The following is a 17,733-nucleotide window of genomic DNA, read 5'->3' as shown; positions in this document are numbered from 1 at the left end:
ATCATCATTAATAAACAAATATGTATATTTATTTTTAGATTATTAAATTACCATATCCATTATATACCAATATTTTGCTTTGCAAAGCAATAAATTAAACCCTTCGATATGTTCCCACAAACACATATCAAAGGGCAAAATAAGTCGAATTATTAACTTTTATATTACAATGTCTCTCAAACCAAGTATTTTCAACCGTTCCAAAACTTACTTATTTCGATAGAGTAGAACAGTGGGTTTACCACCGTCCCCTCATCAAACCGTACGTGCGATTTTCCCGCATACGGCTTTCCGATATTCTTCTTCCTTCAGCATTCAGCCGCACATATTTGCTAGTCCTGCCTGTTTAGTCAATTCTCTGACCTTTGCTGCATTTCCTAGCCTATAATTGCGTTGTTTCTTCCGATTGTACCACCGAGTAAACTTGAAATTTATATACTTATCTATCTTCCATAACCATGGTCTGCTAAATCGTCTGGTATAATAGTTCCTCATGCCAATGATTTTAGGATTGAGTAGCTTCACCATCTCTTCCATACTTAGCAGCAGCTTGCTAGGACTGTTAAATACCTCTTTTATGTTAGCTCTCATTTTCTTCATAGCCTTCTTAGACGGTATCTGTTGTAGTGTCCAATACCACTGCCAGTTTTTATTTCTAAAACGCTGAAATCTATTATTGAAGCCAAGAAAATCAAAACTACCTTTACCAAAATACATATCAACCAGTCTTGTTTTCTCACTGTGAAGCGTTAGTTCCAGTTTTTCCATAATCCACTTCACAGCGCGCAAGGCTTCTTCTGCATGAGATAACCTCTTACACAATATCACAAAATCATCTGCATAACGCACTAATTCACCCAGATGTCCAAAGGCTTTATTCCAATACACATCAAAATAATTCAGATATATGTTGGACAATAGTGGAGAAATAACTCCACCCTGCGGTGCTCCCAGTATACTTTCACTGTACCATCCGTTTTCCAGCACTCCTGCTTTTAACCAACTATTTATCAGCTTTAATACTCTACGGTCAGTTATTCTTTGTTTGAGCAACAAAATTAGCTTATCATGGTTGATGCTACCAAAATAATCTTTTATGTCAGCATCTATTACCCATAGTGCACCACCTTTGTCGGACACTTCAAATATCCTGTCCATTGCTTGTTTAGCACTTCGTTTCGGTCTAAATCCATACGAACAGGGTTGAAAATCTGCTTCAAACACCGGCTCTATCACTATCTTTGCCGCCATCTGTACTATTCTGTCCTTAATCGTAGGTATCCCCAATGCTCTTTTTCTACCATCTGGTTTTGGAATATAGCTTCGTCTGACAGGCTTACACCGGTACTTCCCAGTCCTCAATTCTTCCGCTATTTCGCCCAGTAGTTTTTCTTCACCGTACGTTTTCACATCATCAATGCTGACTTTGTCAATACCGCCTGTTCCACCATTCTGTTTTACCCGTTTCCATGCTTCTTCTAAGATATCATTACGGTATATCTTGTCATACAACGCATAGAACTTTCTCTTTCGGTCAGCTTTGGCTGTAAGGTATAGTCTGTTTTGGAAGTCTCGTACTTTTTCATGGGTGTTTATAGCTTTTTCGGCAATCACCGGCACCTACCTCCTTTACAGACTTGAATAAAGTTGTGCCCCTTCCCTATGCACAGTTTTGTTGTCTGTACAATCCTTGGTACTATGAGCACTTCTGACTGCCTCTTTGCAGAAAGCAACTTCGCTTTTGCTTATATGCTTCCTCTTTACAGTTTCCTGTGCAAAGTAGGCTCTCTCCAGTTCCGACAAATACTTTCCTGACGTGTCGTTACCTCTACACCGCAGGGTTCTTAGGTATTGCATTTAGGGTTCTTCATACCGTCTTCTGTCTTTGCTGTTGATGTCGCAGCTCGACTCCCTGTTGTTTCCTTTCGGAAATGTAAATAACGGTGCGGCAGTATTCACTTTATGTTACAACCCGCCAGTTTGCCTGCTCCTTACGGAACATTCCGTAACGCTTCAACGCATAGATTACACCATACGCTGGTTACTGACTAAGTGGCTGCCCTACCTTTACCACTGCAGGACTTTCACCTGCTAGCATTTGCCAGCTTAGCTGGACGCACACATCAACACCACTGTTTCAACATGGCTTGAGTTGGTGGAATTGATGTCTGTGGGCCATTTTTGAAACCATCTGTACGTGGGAACATGTCAATAGGTTTTTTGACCATTTTTGAAAAACCGTCGTACGAAGAAACATGTCAATTAACAATAACGCCAACCACTGAATGTGCGATTGGCGTTAATTAATTTTATATCAGTTTCTTCTTCAATTCAATTATTCGGGCTTCAATTATTGAAATAACTTTTTTAAATTCCTCATCACTCTTACCCGTAGGATCATCCAGTCCCCAATCCTCTCTATGCTTGCAGGGAAGGTAAGGGCATTCCACATTGCATCCCATTGTAATAACAATATCTACCGGCGGGATATCATCAAGCAACTTTGGATATTGGGTTTTCTCCATATCTATACCATAAAGCTCTTTCATTAGACGCACAGCATCCTTATTAATTTGGGGTTTTGTTTCTGTGCCAGCAGAGTAGCTTTCAAATACATCTCCTGCTAAATGTTTGCCCAGTGCCTCGGCTATTTGGCTTCGACATGAATTATGAACACAAATAAATGCAACTTTTATCATTTTATTCTCCTTACAGCGCCAACAAGCGATCACCTTTGATATCCTCAGGGCTCCATGAAATCAGTGCGAACTTCCCATTTGCATGTTCATTGATGCGGTTGAGCCATTCTATTTCACCAGCTGCCTTAGCCATCAGTATGGGATTGGAAGTATCCGTGCCATAAAGTGACTGATTGATAACCCACCACTTAGCGGCAATTCCTGCACGCTTTAAATCATCTTCAAGACGAAGAGCCTCATAAACGGGAGTCGCTTCCGGTAGGGTTACAATAATTACCTCGGTTTCGTCTGATTTCAACCGCGGCAACAATCGCGCCACCGATTCAGGTATCTCGCCCTTAGTACGTTCTATTTCGTGATTATAACTCTGTGTGGACTCCAACAGGAGCAGGGTGTGACCTGTTGGAGCAGTGTCTATAACTACCACCTGATCGTCTGCCATGTCAACTAATTCCGCAAATGCACGGAAAACAGCTATCTCCTGTGTGCAGGGTGAGCGAAGATCTTCTTCTATATAGGCAATATCCTCATCACTCATACCGGATGCGCGCGCCTTGGAGAGCACCTCTTGCTGATACTTTTTAAGCTCCTTAGCTTCATCAATATGGCTCATGGATATGCCGTCCGTTTCGTCTATCACAAATTTTAAATGTGCAGCCGGGTCAGTAGTGGTAAGGTGGACTTTTTTTCCTCGCTTTGCAAGTCCTAACGCAATTGCAGCCGCAACGGTGGTCTTGCCTACACCGCCTTTACCCATCGTAAATATTACACGCTTGCCTTCTGCTGCTAATTCATCTATCACATCGCTGAGCGAAGGAATATGGTCAGTATTCAACTTTCGCGGCTCAGTAGGGACATAGTCGGTGATAAGCAAAGCACGCACATTTTCCAAACCAGTGACATTATACGAGCGTAAAGGTACCATATAGATTGGAAACGCCTTTAAGGCTTCCGGCATATTAGATATAGCTGCTTGCTGTTTTTCGTAAAGGCTGGAAGAAAGAGCATCAGTATGCTCCATCAATAATCCATTGATAACCAGCATCTGATTGTTTACACCTAGCTCAGACAATTCACCGGAAGCACGTTCCGCTTCTTTAAATGGAGCGGTTTCCGGTCGGGTAACGAGTATTAATGTAGTCAGACTGCCATCCGACAGTGTTTCCACAGCTTGCTGGTAAATCGATTTTTTGCTCTCTAAGCCGGAAAGTTGACCGAGACAGGATGCGCCGTGCGTACTTTCACTTATGAACCTGCTCCAAGCGGAAGGAAGCTGAAGCATTCGCAGAGTATGGCCTGTAGGAGCAGTATCAAAAATGATATGATCGTACTCTTGCTGAACTTTTTCGTCTGTTATGAAATTGGAGAACTCGTTGAATGCTGCTATTTCTATGGTGCAGGATCCGGAAAGCTGCTCCTCCATATTTGCAATGACGGATGCGGGCAACTTGCCCCGATAAGGCGCGATTACGCTCTCCCGATACTCAGCTGCGGCCTGTATAGGGTCGAGGTTAGCCACATATAGATTAGGCACACCGGGGATAGGCGTACCTTTGTTGGTCAGTTCCATCGAGAACACGTCTTGAAGATTGGAAGCCGGGTCGGTGCTGATGAGCAACACACGCTTGCCTTTATCCGCAAGAGAAACAGCGGTGGCACAGGCGATGCTGGTTTTGCCAACGCCACCCTTGCCGGTATAGAAAAGATATTTCGTTAATTTGATGTTTTGTGGATCGAATAAATTCATTTTAACAGCAACCTCCCTTGCAATTACAGCCGCCGGATTTTTTCATAGAAACCTTTACTGTTATGGGCTTCCTCTTTATTCCCAACACATCCTCGGGAAGATCAAGCAGCTTTGTAAATTCCTCATTGGTAGGGTATCGGCCTGTAATGACAATCTCGCCATCAACCATTACTGCTGGTAATCCCTCTGTTCCTTTTTCATTGATATAGGCGTTGATGGTCTTGTCTTTTATAAATTCAGCAGGTGCACTGTTAAGGTTGAAGCGGTCAACAATTACACCATGTTTTTTTAACGTGTCAAGCACTGTAGAGATACGCAAAAGTTCAGGGTCTACTCCCACACCACAGAGTCCAGTTGGGCAGCACATAGCGGGTTCGAATATTTTCATTTTTTTCATAACGATCAACTCCTTTTATATAGATGATTTTTCGGCTGAAGCAATAAAGATGTTAATTGCTGCACTACTACAGGATTCACAGGAATCGCAGCAGCATTGTTCATTTAAATCTTCAATTTTTATGTTGGATAGGTTTGCTTCAGCAAACCATTTCTTAATATCTGAGCGCTCAAAACCAAGCCAAACATCAAACTGCTCTTTCCGTAAAAACTCATAATCATGCCGGTCTAAATCGGCAATTACTAATTTACCACCGGGCTTTAATATACGTGTCATCTCTAAAATCGCTTGCCCCGGTTTTTCAACGTGATGCAAGAACATATTTGCCATTACATAATCAACGCTTTCACTCTCTAAAGGTAGCGTATAAGCGTCTGCCTGAATACAGGTGATTGCACCGCTTGAACCGAACTTTTGCTCCAATACATTGAGCATTTCCTTGGACTGGTCTATCGCTATGACACGAAGCTTCCTGTTAAGCAATTCTTGCGTAACAAAGCCGGTACCTGCGCCGATATCAACAGCCGTTGATCCTTCTTTTACTTGAGCTGCTTCACACAATTTTTCCCGAATACTATCAGAGAAAAAGGTCTGGCGTATCGTATCCCATTGGTCTGATACACTATCGAAATAGTTTTTACTGCTCACTATTCAGCCCTCCTTCCGCAGGAAACCAGTGCCTTGTATTATTCGCTATCTTTACTAACATCAACATAACAGGTACTTCTGTTAGAACCCCTACAATGGTAGCAAGTGCAGCTGGACTTTGTGTTCCAAATAATGAAATCGCGACGGCAACTGCCAGTTCAAAAAAGTTAGAGGCACCAATCATACCGGCAGGCGCTGCTATCTCATGAGGTAGTTTTATAGCCTTGCTTGCTAGATATGCAATGAAAAAGATTAGGAAAGTCTGAATAATTAATGGTATAGCAATTAAAGCAATATGCAGTGGATTATTCAGAATTACATCGCCCTGGAATGAAAAGATTATTATTAGTGTTAGCAATAGACCTATGGTAGTGATATTCCCAAACTTCGGTATAAAACTCTTTTCAAAGTAATCTAGTCCTCGCTTTTTTGTAATGTAATTACGGGTAATTATACCACCAGCCAGCGGGATAACAACAAACAATACTACAGACAAAATAAGAGTGTCCCAGGGTATGGTTACACCGCCCACACCTAGGAGAAACGCAACTATAGGCGTGAAAGCTATGAGAATTATAAGATCATTTGTTGCCACTTGCACGACAGTATAAGCCGCGTTGCCTTTGGTCAAATAACTCCATACAAATACCATCGCTGTACACGGTGCCGCTCCAAGAAGTATTGCTCCCGCAAGATAGTCTTGTGCCAATTCTGCCGGAATTAGAGGTTTAAAAATTACGAAGAAAAACAGCCATGCAATGCCGAACATGGTAAAAGGCTTTATCAACCAGTTGGTTATCCATGTAACGAAAAGCCCCTTAGGATTTTTGCCTACATTTCTAATACTTTGAAAATCTACTTTTAGCATCATTGGATATATCATAAGCCAGATTAAAATCGCCATAGGTATTGAAACATTTGCATATTCAAAACGTCCTAAAAACGCTGGGATTCCAGGTAAAAACTTTCCAATCAGGATACCCACTGCCATACAAAGAAGCACCCAAACCGTTAAGTATTTTTCAAAGAAACCGATTCCTTGTGTTTTTTCTCTGCTCATATCGTATTACCGCCTTTCTCACACCGTTCAGCTTTATCCTTGTATGCCTTGGCTATAAAATATTTCTTTAAATTTTCAGGAAGCTGATAGGCTTTGCGCTCAGGCTCACGTTGCCCGGTGTTATATACCTCGCGCAGGATGGCGTCCACAATCAATTCCTTTGGAGGGGACGTGTATTCGACTCCATTATATACCCATACACGGCAGTCAACATTATCTCCGCAAAGCGTTCCACAATCCTCGCAAAGTGATTCTCTGAGCTCTACTGCGATGTCATTTCCATTCACGCGGATGGTCGGCGAACTGATAAATTGATATTTAATTGCCAACTCCTTCGTTGTAATATTTACTTTGTTTACCTTGACTTCATAACCTGCCGCATTAAGTACCACGGCTACGCTGGAAACTGCTTCATCCAGTGCCTTTTCAGTATCCTGGCATCTACCGCAAACGGTCGTGTCCAGATACAGAAAATCAATGTTGATAGGTTTTTTTGGCTGCGGCTGGCAACAATTCTCGGAAGAACAACAACATTTACTCATTTTCATTACACCCCTTACAACAAATTGAGTTATCTTTGCAAATACAATTTTCCTTATTGGAAGTGATAGCACAGAAAAACTGTTTTGTTTTGCTGATAGTATCATCATCCAGAGAGTAATACGTCCATTTACCTTCTTCCCGCGCTTTAACAATCCCACATTCACACAGGATTTTCATGTGATGAGACAGTGTGGATTGGGACATTTCAAACTTCTCCAGAATATTGCAGGCACAAAGTTCCCCGCAGGAAAGCATATCTACAATCATCGCTCTTTTGGGATCTCCCAACGCTTTAAACACTTTCGTGTTATCCAAGTAGTAATCCATAACATCACCTCAAATCTAAAAACTTCGATATGATATATTATATGCGTCAAATCGAAAAACGTCAATGTGATATATAAATTTTAAATAAAATATTTCATGAACATTTTTAGCGGAGCTGTTTCTTCATTAAAATAGAGAAGCATCCGCTAATTACGGATGCTTAAATAACCGTGTAGATTGTAAAAACAACGTTTTTCATTTTCACACCTACATCCAACCACCACACAACCTCAAAAGAATCCCTTAAAAACATCTAATCTGAACCTTACGTTTACAGGAACATATCAATGGATTTTTGGCTGTTTTTAGTAAAACCGAGGTATATAGGAGCATACCCACTAAATTATAAAAACAAATTAATTTTGGTTGCTTGCTCGTATACTTTTCCAGATTTGTCTTTTGCAGCATTTTTTAGTCCATATCCGATACACATCTTGAAAACTTATATTGCTACCACATGGACACGGTTCACTATCTTTTAACTTAATTTGAGATAAAAACAACACTCCACCCCCTTACTTTATAATCCATTTTGATTCTCATCTGGCTCCATTAAATTATCCTCAAAAACGAACAAGTTTTGAATTGGAATTTGTTCGCGCAAATAATATGTCAGATCAGTATCGCCAACCGTCACTCCACCACAAAGTGCCCCCTTAAAATTATGAGATTTACCGTCCGTATCTGTAATTTTCATTTCCCAAGTTCCTATATCAGTAGCATAGTAAGTCAATTGTTCACTTTCTATATACTGTGAGAAAAGCTCCAATATTTCCTTTACTGCGGATTTTCCTATATTAAACTGTTGCTTTCTAGAAATCTCGAACCGACCAAAACCATTTCCATACTTATACCCTGTAAACCATATTCTACCACTAGCAGATATAGTCAAATGCTGTTCCACTTCGTCATCAGGAAGTGGTTCTGGACCAAAGCATATATTATTCGATATAATTCTTACTTTTTGTATCTGCAATCGGAACACCCCCTGTGCTATTCCCTTTTTAATACTGGCAAGACAGTCTCTAAATATTGCTGCCAATATCCTTCGTCATCGCCTACCATATCATGAAGCCAATAATACATAAACAGAATTTCAAATTCTTGCTTTCTGCCTTTTATAAAGGGCTTTTTCGGCATTCTTCTGTATAGTGAATCAATATTAAAGAGATTACTTTTCTGCTTATAATCGTAGTCATACTTTCTCCAAGTATATTGACTCTTCTTTCTATGTGTTGAAGGCCAAATTTCCTCATTATCATAAAAATTATTTATCCAATCATATGCAAAAGCAAGAAGATTAACCTGATATTTTGTCCATGTATTATTGATCCAATCACTAATTTCTTCAGTAATAGTCGGTACTCCAAACTCAAAATGCTTTTGGCTTTGAACCCGATGATAATCTTTGATAAAAAGGAAAAGCATTTCAGTCTGATCTTTAAGAAATGGCAGTTTTTTAATAAGTTTAGTATAGCAATCATATGAAATATTTCTAAACTCGCTGTCCGTATTATATAGGAAAAACAGTTCATACTCTCTCAGTATATTACCGATATACCTGTGGATCTGTTTTCCATATTCATCGTAAATACCCACCACCCATTCTCTAATTTCAGGCTCATAATCTTGAAGCTGCTTACGATACTTGTCTAATTTTTCACTATGAAGTACTGTTTTTTCTTCGGCTTCAGTAGTATTCAAATAGTTGTTAAAGTACTCAAATACGTAATCCACACAAATTTTTAAATTTTGAGAACGTGCTTCAATATCAAATTCATTGAGTCTATCCTCTTTTTTTCTACGAGCAATATACTCTTCAATACTCAGCATTTGCTCACCTCCTAAAATAGCACTGACTTTATCTAATAAGGAATTAAATTCCCGACTTATGGCTGCTTGATGAATAGCTCTTTTATTAATCAATCCCTTTATTCAATGCTGTTCATTATCTCTTTCATACTGTCAATTAAATAGTCCGTTTCAGGATCTGATGCTTCGTTGTTTTCTAGTAAGCTGGTTATATAGGATTTAATAATATCTTTTGATTTTACAAAGCTGATGTTTCCAGGCAAATTGCTGAGTATCAATTGAGCGTCTATAAATGCGCCCATACTATTAATAACTTGATTCATTGATTTTTCTGCTTGTTCGATGTTCCCGTTTTTCATTGCTTCTTTTGCAGAAATACTAAGGCTACGGATGTCTTCTCCCCATATTGCATATCTTGATGGAGTTGCCTTGCAGTCTTCATCACATGAGTCAAAAATTGCTCTTTCTAGTCTGTCCATGCACATTCTTTCACTGTCGTGTTCTTTTACTCTTTTGATTACTACGGGAGCATTTCTGTTGTTAAAACTATAAAAGTTTATTACAGACCGCATCAATGATTGTATTTGAACCAATCTTTATCATCCCTTTCAGCTTAACAATAATAAAAATACCCTGTTCCGGTCTTTTATAGAAACCAGGCAGAGAACAGCAACACGTTTTTTAACTGTTTCATGCTTTTGCACCTTTGTCAATATAAATCGGTATCTTTAAAGTTTCTCCCGCTTTTATAAAGTTAGGGTCGGTAATGTTGTTAAGTTCCAGAACCTGTTTAGCATACCATTCATAATTCATTCTGTAATGTTCATTCATAAAGTACGGGTTGATAATATCAACCAGCGTATCTCCTGATTGAATGGTTACCTCACGTACCTCTTTAAGTTCCCATACATCGTCGGGACGGTTTGAAATATTTATACCGCTGGGTATGCCTACTTCATCAGGATCAAAGTATTCTTCGGGCGGTATTACCTTTTGCCCATTTTCAACGATATACCAAATGCCGGTAGTTTCATTAACATATCGTCCTGTCTGTTCGTCATAGGTATACCCTTCAAGTGGTTCAGGATTACTATCAGATATGATTTTTCCAGAAGCATCAATTATAAGTTTCCTACCATCCGGAAATATTTTTTCTCGTGTTTCTACCCCTCCACAGCCAGCAAGGATTATAATTACCAGTCCTATTACAAGTAGAACACTTATACGTTTCAACTATATCACCTCCAAGGCAAACTGCCGCAAAATATATCTTATTATGTAAAAATTGTTTAAACCCTCTTCTTGCATTCAGAATTAATAATACATTCGTTGCAATTAGGATTACTCGGCCTGCACCAGGTTCGTCCGATCTCCCAGCATGAAAAATCTATAATCCCAGGAAACTCAGGATTTAACTCTCTTGCCTTATAGATAATTGAATCTAAATCAGCGTTATTGTCAACCAAACCTGTCCGTCGCATTACTCTTAGAATATGCACATCTGGTGATATGTCAATTGAGTAATAATCAGAAAACGGGATCTTAAATTGTCTGGCAAGAATATTAGCCGCCATTGTGGCAATTTTTTTGCCGCTTCCTTTAAACTGCAAGAATTCATAAACCACTTTTGCGCTACTAGGGTTGTTGCTCCATATTCGCGAAGCATCCCCATTATACTTTACTTTAATATCCTGAACTGCAGAATAAAACACTTCTGCCATTATCTCGTTAAATCTATGCAATATATTCCTATTAAAAATATTCTTGTACTCTTCCAGCGAAATACTAGCTAAATCATCAATATTAAAACTTCCTAGAATCTCCTTTATTCTAAAGGGAATTGACCACGCCCGCTCCGCTTTAATCTGCCTATCCATCAAGCAGGCTAAAACAAAAGCATGTGGCGTGTTTTCAATATCGTTAAGAAATTTATCATGTTCTATGTCATTAACAAAAGGAATAAGATGTCTTTGTGAATCACTAAATCGTGCTTTTCCTATTGTTACAAGCAAATGTTCCGCCATATTATCACCTTTCCATAGCTTCTCCTCATGCTTAGCGCTATACTTTAATCTTTTAATTTGATACGGTTTCCCGGCAATGCTTCAAACATATCCGGGTAATGCCCGCACCTTGCCCTTATCTGTGTATATTCCGCCTTACTGCCATCCTTTTTTAAATACAGCCTGCGCCTATATATTTCATCGGAAAGTTCAGCTGCATGCATCGTCTTGTTTTCTGCCTCTGACAAGACAATTCTCATAGCTTCATGAAGTGTATAGTTAGGCATTTCTTGCATGCCAATTCCTGTATCAGTTAAATTGTTTTCATCATATTTTAAGACTATATAAGCTGGCTTATTATCTTTAAGCAGAACGACTTTCCCGTTTTTATCAACGATAGAAAATACATGTTCTATATTTGTTTTCAATGAATCATAAGGAATTAAACTATCTATTTTAATATCCACGATTAACCACCTCATAACATGCTCTGTATACCTATGCTTTATTTGGATAACCTGATTTTTGCTTGAATTTTTAATTTTTCTTTGTCAGAAGATAAGTTTAAAATATGCATTTTCCTATGACAATTTGGACATAGTGCAACAGTGTTTTCAATAGTATCGCTTCCTCCCTCTGAAAGCCACTCTATATGATGGCACTCCAAATAAGGAATGCCTTCTTTATTATTGAAGGGAGCCTTTTGCCCACATAGTTGACATACACCATTGGCTCTTCGTTTAGCATATTCTGCTACAAATGCATCTCTAATAAAAACATTGCTTGTAACTTTACGACTACTTACTTTATCACTTTCATTTTGCTCTGCACGTTCTTTTAACTCATTCAGTGTTAATTTTTCAGCTACCTTTTCTTTTTCCTTAATGTATTTAATAAAGGATTCTTCGGGAATAGCCTGTGAACCGGTTTGTAACTTCAAAGGGAACATCCATACTTTTCTTGGAACCCCATCTTCACCTTTTTGTATTTCCTGATAAGGCTTACCTGCCAAAGATACAAGGCCACGATATATGTATTCTGTAGGTACCAGTACTTCGAACAGATGAACTTCTACACCATTTCTATCAGATTCTGCTAGTGTTTTATTTTGCATAAAATTCAAATCTTGGTCCCCATTTTTACCCATACCCGTATAATGCAAAACATCTCCAAACCATTTATCTTCATACAGGCCTTTTGTATGATCAGATATTATAACTAGGGAATTGGTTGCTTTTGACCGGCGCATTCCCCCCATATTTCCGCACTTAAATTCAGCTATAATATCTGAATGGGTTACAACTTGTCCAATTTTAAATTTGCAAAAACTACTCATAATAATCCTCCATTACCTTTTTTGCAATCAGTATATCTGCTGGCAATAGTTCAAATTTTAGTAAATCAATTATTCTAACCCATTTATACTTATCATGAACAGATATCTGAATTGTCCCGTCAGTTATTGTACAATAATAGGCAATTAAATTAATGTTTATATTACCGTAATCGTGAGTTACCTCAGTACAAAATTTATCAATAGAAACATCTATATTAAGCTCCTCTTTAAGTTCTCTAATAAGGCAATCTTCAGGAGTTTCATTAGCTTCAATCTTCCCACCTGGAAACTCCCAGCCTCCAGCGAAATTTTCTTTTGGCGCACGTCTAGTAATTAAAACTTTATCATTATCTGTAATAACTCCTGCTGCGACTCTAATTCTATTCATAGCTTACACCTCTTATATCTCTTCAAAGTCGCTATATTTATCCTACAATTTAATATGGTAAACCTGCCAAACATGTTAGGTAGCACTCACTCCTTGCACTTACCTGAATATATTCCATAATTAACCATATTGCTACAATTATATAATACAAAAAATTATTTGTCTATATATTTGTTTATACAATTATATAAAATAAACACCGCCAATTAAGAAGGTTTCCTCCTCAACTGGCGGCACGTTTGAAACTGCGATTTTTCGCGCGTGACCCCCCGCCCGTTTCCGGGGTAAAAAGCGGTAGAGATTTAGACCCCCTACCCTATAAACTGCAGAAAATCTCAAAAGTTAAGCAGTTCTTTGAATTTCGTGAGATTTTTTGCATCTATTTTAAGCCGTTTTTCGGCATTGTTTTCAAACGAGGTATTTGCCCCTATTAAAAAAGAAGTGAGTGTTTTTATTTACTTGTCAGTCAAACGAACAATTTGACAATTGACCGTCATTCTGTCCAATAAAGTCTGGCAAAGATGCTTATCCTCAGCTGCATCTATCCATGCTGACAGTTCACGATTGGTTATAAAAATAATGCTTCTGGTTTCATTAAGAAAGGTAACTGCCCGGTAGAAAACCTGCAGTTCTGCCCTGGTTGGTTCCACATAAAAGACATCATCAATAATAATTAAGTCACATTCCTGCATATAAGAAAAGATCGCTTCTGCTTTTGGATTTGTGGCTTTCTTTTCTGCCACTGCGATAAAATTATCAAAAGGCGCATAATAGGTTTTATGTCCATTGCTGATTGCAGTTTCTCCAAGTTGCGCTGCAAGACCGGTCTTACCCGTCCCGCATTTTCCCAGCAGGATTAAGTTTTGCTCTTCCTTAAGCCATGTCAGGTTGGATAACTGTTTAATCTGCCATTTTAAGCCCTTGTTTGAATTCGATGCGTCAAATGCTTTGTTTGGAAGCTTACTTGCCTTCCTCAGCTTGGTGTGTTTTTGTCTGGCCCTAATCTCCAATTCTTTTTCTAACACCATCTTAAGATAGTCAAGGTTTGATAGTTTCTCATCGTTCAAATCAATATATCCCCTTGCGATATTCCAAAGATTAAGTTTTTGAGCTAATTCACGGATTTCTGTTATATCAGCCATCGATTTCCCTCCTTATTTCTTTACTCCTCGCCAAATGGTTAAAATACTGCTGATTCGGCAAAAACTTCTTAGCTATATGCTCTCCGTACTGATACATGAGATAAGCCAAAAGCTCATAGGCACTGCAGCGTTCAGTATCAATGCAGTATTCTATTCCATCAAGCAATTGTCCAATTGTATAAAACCTTGTCATCCGGTATAATCGAATGCAATGTGTATTAAAATATTTCGGCTGTTGCTGCTCCATCCGACGAATGAATTCCTGAGCTATTTCGTATTCTGCAAAATATTGTTTTATGATGGTTAAAGAAACCCTGTCTCTGCTGTAATTTTCTTCTGGTTTGAACAACTGCCCGGTATCTTCTGTGACTGGATATTTAGCCAATAAATCATTTGTTTCAGCATCATAGAACAAAAGCATTTCAACATCATCTTCAATGCGAATGCGTTTATGAACATCCATCATACCTGTATTAATCAGATAACGGTTGCCTTTATAACTTACCACTCCATCCTTATCAAAGGAGGCCACAGTGCTTGATACTTCGGAATAAGGTTTGACATGGAACAGGTATTTTTGCTCTTCCATGAACATTTCACGCGGCACTTTTCTGGTCACAGTATGTATTCGCCCGTTGCCTTCCCTATCCAACCATGCAAGGGCAGCACTGTTAAGGCAATCAATTCCGGTGTATATCCTGCCCTCAAGAAAACTTTGCTTTATGTATCCAATCACCTCTTCAACCTTGCCTTTACTTTGAGGATCTCTTGGTCTACATAGCGAAACACTGTAACCTATACGCTTAACATATTCTTCAAAGGCGGGTACGAATATGATATTCCCCAGATTTTCACTGACTACATAGACACGGTCAAGGTCATAAAGAATAGTCTGTGTACTTCCTCCAAAATATTGGAATGCATAGTTATGAGCTTTAATGGCTGTTTTGGTTGTAAAGGGATCCGGTGAAAGATAAACCAATTTCATTCTGCTATAACTCAGAACCATGCAAAAGAAATATATTCGTACAATTCGCCCGTACATATCCTTAAGTTTGTATTGACCAAAATCCGCCTGCGCTTCATATCCCGGTGGAGAAATTTCACGGGGTGAGGTTTTACGTTTACTGGCATGCGGATACCCGTGCTGTTCCCTTAAGGCTTTCATATAGCGGTAGAATGTAGCTCGTTTAACTTGTAGATCAGGGAAGGCCTCCACCAATTTGAGATAGATGTTTGTATCCCTCATTTGTGGACAAATTTTCAAATGTTCCAGTATGTACTGACGATAGTTATCCATGTGGTACCTTTCCTTTTCAGCTTCCCTTACATAATCTTCTTCGCTCATATTCCAGTATTTGATGACAGAAGAATAGGTTATCCCCAGTGCTTTTGCGGTTCTTGTCTGAGCAAGTCCAAGTGCTTTGTACTCCTGGATTTTTCGGTATTGCTCGATTCCAATCATTATTGATTTCCTCCTTTGGTTTTGTTATTAAGGCCGAACATCTATAGCGGTACAAGCATAGGCATCACCTCATTATCAGGGGTCTATAAACCAGACTTAATTATAAAAACAAAAAACACCCATTTGGGTGTTCTTCTCATGTCAATGTTTTTTTAATCCTGCAATTTACTATTCATAGCAACTCTTATTACTTGATAAATTCTGATTATTAAAATAAAATGTGTGGTTTTAATCCTTTCGCAGGAACAATCTTATATATATATCACTGACTCCACTGTATTACAACCCTTGTTAATATTATGCACAACCTGACAACCCGATAAGGGTAAAGGTGCGCATTTTACATATTTCACGTAATGCTTTTCCAACCAGTAGAGTTTCTCGTACAAATAATACCGAATTTCCAATTTGCCCCTTTAGTGTTGCATATACTATGAGCAATTTTCTATTTCAAAACCAACTTTCATAAGCCTATCTTTTACTTCGTCATTTATTTTTGGAAGGCTTCAAGTGTATCAACTGTATCCCTGCCAAATCTGCTTATGCTCTTAGTAAGTATAATGTCTAGATTATTAGATTGACAATCTTCAAGCATACGAGCAAACTCTTTACGAGAAGATCCTGTTTTACTTGAAGCAATATCTATATAGATATCAGAAAGTAACCATTGTGGTATAGCAGCTGTTAATCTAGTAAGAGCAGATACTTGAGCTGTTAAACTTTTCAATTGTTCAGCACTATTACTGCTAACTCTACAGTATATGCCTACTCTTTTTTCTCGTTTTGGAGGTAATGGTGGTATGAAATGTATTTTGGGGTTATACGGCATAAGACACACTTCCTCAATATCACTTTTTTGCTAAATAAACGATATTTAAAATATTTAATTTGTATTTAGATTTTCCAGTACACGTTATTAGGTAGTCTACGTAAATAGCCTTCGCTTTTTTCTATTATTTCTCCTGTTTGAATGTTTCTTACTATTACATTTTCATGATATTCGGGATCTTCATACCATTCAGATAGATACAACCTATCCCCATCCCGAAATAATACTGTCTCTGTTTTTCCAATTGCAATTTTCTTTTTTTCTGGCCAAACAATTTCATAGAAGCCATCATTTCCACTTCTTCCAAGAGTAAGTGGCGTTGTTTCAAGCTTTAAGTTATAGCAGTCTTCAACTTCTGATAAAGACAATTCAGTAATAACTTCTAATTTTTGTTTTTCTGGGATATATTTTTTAATTTTAATTAGCTTTTCATGAAAATCAACAACTAAAAAATTAAATATCCCATTATTCCATATAGGTTTTTCAACATATACATTCCCTTGGATTTGAAATGGTGAATGTACTTCCCCATCAGGATAATGGATTAAGTGATAATTCATTCCTTTAAAAAATCCATCGTTATTAAATATCTCTTGCGCTTCATATAAGTCACAATATTCAACTGTTCCTTCTCTGCATGAATACCATTCATTTGTTCCTTCAATTTCTTCTGGATAACTATTTGAAATACCTTTTATATTAGTAATATTTATCATTTATTTATTCCCCTTTATAAAATAAGCCTATTTAACATTGTGTCAATAATATGATATTATGATTAGTCTATTTATTCACTTTATCACATCTATTCCATCTCCTCAACCCCTACAAAAAATCTAAGCTGTCAACTCAACCCTATTATTTTCATGGCAGTTGATATGTTTCCCCAATCAATAAAAATAGGTTCTATAATAAATGTTGGGGTAAGTGAATCATTTAGTTCACAACCCCAGCATTTTAGTTTATAATAAAAAAACCTCCCAGTGCCAGTCAATAAGTAGACCACCAGGAGGTAAATAAATATGCTTAATAAGCATATCACATCTTTATTAAATTTGGAAGGTATTTTTGTAAAAAAAATCAACCACGCAGATAATTATTTAAAAATTTATATTGAAACAAAAGCCACAACACAGATTGGCCCTTGTTGTCATCAACAAACTAAACAGATACATGATTACCGTTATCAAAAAATTAAAGATTTACCTTTACAGTTCAAAGACTGCTATCTAATTCTTAAAAAAAGGCGGTATCGTTGTAAGTGTGGAAAACGTTTTTATGAAAAATATCCCTTTTTAGCTAGATATCAGCAACGAACCACTCGTCTTACTCAATAC

22 protein-coding genes are annotated in these 17,733 nt (G+C 38.0%); 1 reads left to right on the top strand and 21 read right to left on the bottom strand.

Translation table 11 applies throughout. The features are described from left to right. Positions 1-315: 315 nt before the first annotated feature. From ltrA to HHT355_RS03420, 21 genes are all read right to left on the bottom strand, one after another. Positions 316-1,614, bottom strand: a complete 1,299-nt coding sequence (ltrA, locus tag HHT355_RS03515) for a group II intron reverse transcriptase/maturase (protein WP_103089392.1) — start codon at positions 1,612-1,614, stop codon at positions 316-318. 15 nt (positions 1,615-1,629) lie between these two features. Then, on the bottom strand, positions 1,630-1,857 hold the full coding sequence (locus HHT355_RS13515; protein ID WP_146039164.1) for a hypothetical protein: 228 nt from the start codon (positions 1,855-1,857) through the stop codon (positions 1,630-1,632). A gap of 452 nt (positions 1,858-2,309) precedes the next feature. After that, positions 2,310-2,699 carry an arsenate reductase ArsC gene (locus HHT355_RS03510; protein ID WP_028845443.1) on the bottom strand — a complete coding sequence of 130 codons (390 nt, stop codon included), beginning with the start codon at positions 2,697-2,699 and terminating at the stop codon, positions 2,310-2,312. Positions 2,700-2,709: 10 nt separating this feature from the next. Beyond that, positions 2,710-4,446, bottom strand: a complete 1,737-nt coding sequence (gene arsA, locus HHT355_RS03505; RefSeq protein ID WP_103202048.1) for an arsenical pump-driving ATPase — start codon at positions 4,444-4,446, stop codon at positions 2,710-2,712. 1 nt (position 4,447) lies between these two features. Next, on the bottom strand, positions 4,448-4,843 hold the full coding sequence (gene arsD, locus HHT355_RS03500) for an arsenite efflux transporter metallochaperone ArsD (protein ID WP_103202047.1): 396 nt from the start codon (positions 4,841-4,843) through the stop codon (positions 4,448-4,450). A gap of 15 nt (positions 4,844-4,858) precedes the next feature. After that, positions 4,859-5,491: a class I SAM-dependent methyltransferase gene (locus tag HHT355_RS03495; RefSeq protein WP_028845446.1), complete on the bottom strand. Its 633-nt coding sequence runs from the start codon at positions 5,489-5,491 to the stop codon at positions 4,859-4,861. Further along, a complete protein-coding gene (arsB, locus tag HHT355_RS03490; RefSeq protein ID WP_028845447.1) occupies positions 5,481-6,551 on the bottom strand; it encodes an ACR3 family arsenite efflux transporter in 1,071 nt (356 codons plus the stop codon). Before arsB ends, HHT355_RS03495 begins: the two co-directional genes overlap by 11 nt. Then, positions 6,548-7,093: a DUF2703 domain-containing protein gene (locus HHT355_RS03485; RefSeq protein WP_028845448.1), complete on the bottom strand. Its 546-nt coding sequence runs from the start codon at positions 7,091-7,093 to the stop codon at positions 6,548-6,550. The genes arsB and HHT355_RS03485 overlap by 4 nt, the downstream gene beginning before the upstream one ends. Then, positions 7,086-7,421: an ArsR/SmtB family transcription factor gene (locus HHT355_RS03480; RefSeq protein WP_028845449.1), complete on the bottom strand. Its 336-nt coding sequence runs from the start codon at positions 7,419-7,421 to the stop codon at positions 7,086-7,088. The genes HHT355_RS03485 and HHT355_RS03480 overlap by 8 nt, the downstream gene beginning before the upstream one ends. Positions 7,422-7,941: 520 nt before the next feature. Beyond that, positions 7,942-8,397 (bottom strand): hypothetical protein, encoded by a 456-nt coding sequence (locus HHT355_RS03475; RefSeq protein WP_103202046.1) that lies wholly within the window; start codon positions 8,395-8,397, stop codon positions 7,942-7,944. A 17-nt stretch (positions 8,398-8,414) separates the two neighbouring features. Continuing rightward, positions 8,415-9,254 (bottom strand): hypothetical protein, encoded by an 840-nt coding sequence (locus HHT355_RS03470; protein ID WP_103202045.1) that lies wholly within the window; start codon positions 9,252-9,254, stop codon positions 8,415-8,417. A 98-nt stretch (positions 9,255-9,352) separates the two neighbouring features. Beyond that, entirely contained in the window at positions 9,353-9,826 is a 474-nt protein-coding gene (locus HHT355_RS03465) for a hypothetical protein (protein WP_242967518.1), read from the bottom strand. 97 nt (positions 9,827-9,923) lie between these two features. Next, complete coding sequence (locus HHT355_RS03460) at positions 9,924-10,466, bottom strand: LysM peptidoglycan-binding domain-containing protein (RefSeq protein WP_103202044.1); 543 nt, start codon at positions 10,464-10,466, stop codon at positions 9,924-9,926. A 56-nt stretch (positions 10,467-10,522) separates the two neighbouring features. After that, the gene (locus HHT355_RS03455) at positions 10,523-11,257 is read right to left on the bottom strand and encodes an endonuclease III domain-containing protein (RefSeq protein WP_103202043.1); all 735 of its coding nucleotides are present in this window, start codon (positions 11,255-11,257) and stop codon (positions 10,523-10,525) included. 44 nt (positions 11,258-11,301) lie between these two features. Then, positions 11,302-11,703, bottom strand: coding sequence for a hypothetical protein (locus tag HHT355_RS03450; protein WP_103202042.1), 402 nt, complete (start codon positions 11,701-11,703; stop codon positions 11,302-11,304). 38 nt (positions 11,704-11,741) lie between these two features. Continuing rightward, positions 11,742-12,572: an HNH endonuclease gene (locus HHT355_RS03445; RefSeq protein ID WP_003520701.1), complete on the bottom strand. Its 831-nt coding sequence runs from the start codon at positions 12,570-12,572 to the stop codon at positions 11,742-11,744. After that, the gene (locus HHT355_RS03440) at positions 12,565-12,960 is read right to left on the bottom strand and encodes a (deoxy)nucleoside triphosphate pyrophosphohydrolase (protein WP_003520699.1); all 396 of its coding nucleotides are present in this window, start codon (positions 12,958-12,960) and stop codon (positions 12,565-12,567) included. Before HHT355_RS03440 ends, HHT355_RS03445 begins: the two co-directional genes overlap by 8 nt. A gap of 455 nt (positions 12,961-13,415) precedes the next feature. Then, positions 13,416-14,102 (bottom strand): ATP-binding protein, encoded by a 687-nt coding sequence (locus HHT355_RS03435; protein ID WP_027621466.1) that lies wholly within the window; start codon positions 14,100-14,102, stop codon positions 13,416-13,418. Further along, positions 14,095-15,567 (bottom strand): IS21 family transposase, encoded by a 1,473-nt coding sequence (istA, locus tag HHT355_RS03430; protein WP_103202041.1) that lies wholly within the window; start codon positions 15,565-15,567, stop codon positions 14,095-14,097. Before istA ends, HHT355_RS03435 begins: the two co-directional genes overlap by 8 nt. 490 nt (positions 15,568-16,057) lie before the next feature. Further along, a complete protein-coding gene (locus HHT355_RS03425; RefSeq protein WP_242967517.1) occupies positions 16,058-16,396 on the bottom strand; it encodes a recombinase family protein in 339 nt (112 codons plus the stop codon). A 65-nt stretch (positions 16,397-16,461) separates the two neighbouring features. Next, on the bottom strand, positions 16,462-17,112 hold the full coding sequence (locus HHT355_RS03420; RefSeq protein ID WP_087758846.1) for a hypothetical protein: 651 nt from the start codon (positions 17,110-17,112) through the stop codon (positions 16,462-16,464). Between the two features lie 306 nt (positions 17,113-17,418). Here HHT355_RS03420 and HHT355_RS03415 point away from each other — a divergent pair. Next, on the top strand, positions 17,419-17,733 hold a 315-nt coding region (locus tag HHT355_RS03415), incomplete at its 3' end, for a transposase family protein (protein WP_146039165.1).

The sequence above is a fragment of the Herbinix hemicellulosilytica genome, assembly GCF_002904165.1.
Taxonomy (GTDB): domain Bacteria; phylum Bacillota; class Clostridia; order Lachnospirales; family Lachnospiraceae; genus Mobilitalea; species Mobilitalea hemicellulosilytica.
This window is presented reverse-complemented; position numbering and strand designations above follow the sequence as displayed.

Bases quoted from the DNA above. Each gene is read 5' to 3' on its own strand.
- HHT355_RS03440 (WP_003520699.1), bottom strand. From the start codon at position 12,960: ATGAATAGAATTAGAGTCGCAGCAGGAGTTATTACAGATAATGATAAA.
- arsD (WP_103202047.1), bottom strand. From the start codon at position 4,843: ATGAAAAAAATGAAAATATTCGAACCCGCTATGTGCTGCCCAACTGGA.
- HHT355_RS03455 (WP_103202043.1), bottom strand. From the start codon at position 11,257: ATGGCGGAACATTTGCTTGTAACAATAGGAAAAGCACGATTTAGTGAT.
- HHT355_RS13515 (WP_146039164.1), bottom strand. From the start codon at position 1,857: ATGCAATACCTAAGAACCCTGCGGTGTAGAGGTAACGACACGTCAGGA.
- HHT355_RS03425 (WP_242967517.1), bottom strand. From the start codon at position 16,396: ATGCCGTATAACCCCAAAATACATTTCATACCACCATTACCTCCAAAA.
- HHT355_RS03485 (WP_028845448.1), bottom strand. From the start codon at position 7,093: ATGAGTAAATGTTGTTGTTCTTCCGAGAATTGTTGCCAGCCGCAGCCA.
- HHT355_RS03435 (WP_027621466.1), bottom strand. From the start codon at position 14,102: ATGGCTGATATAACAGAAATCCGTGAATTAGCTCAAAAACTTAATCTT.
- istA (WP_103202041.1), bottom strand. From the start codon at position 15,567: ATGATTGGAATCGAGCAATACCGAAAAATCCAGGAGTACAAAGCACTT.
- HHT355_RS03420 (WP_087758846.1), bottom strand. From the start codon at position 17,112: ATGATAAATATTACTAATATAAAAGGTATTTCAAATAGTTATCCAGAA.
- HHT355_RS03445 (WP_003520701.1), bottom strand. From the start codon at position 12,572: ATGAGTAGTTTTTGCAAATTTAAAATTGGACAAGTTGTAACCCATTCA.
- HHT355_RS03470 (WP_103202045.1), bottom strand. From the start codon at position 9,254: ATGCTGAGTATTGAAGAGTATATTGCTCGTAGAAAAAAAGAGGATAGA.
- HHT355_RS03510 (WP_028845443.1), bottom strand. From the start codon at position 2,699: ATGATAAAAGTTGCATTTATTTGTGTTCATAATTCATGTCGAAGCCAA.
- HHT355_RS03480 (WP_028845449.1), bottom strand. From the start codon at position 7,421: ATGGATTACTACTTGGATAACACGAAAGTGTTTAAAGCGTTGGGAGAT.
- arsB (WP_028845447.1), bottom strand. From the start codon at position 6,551: ATGAGCAGAGAAAAAACACAAGGAATCGGTTTCTTTGAAAAATACTTA.
- arsA (WP_103202048.1), bottom strand. From the start codon at position 4,446: ATGAATTTATTCGATCCACAAAACATCAAATTAACGAAATATCTTTTC.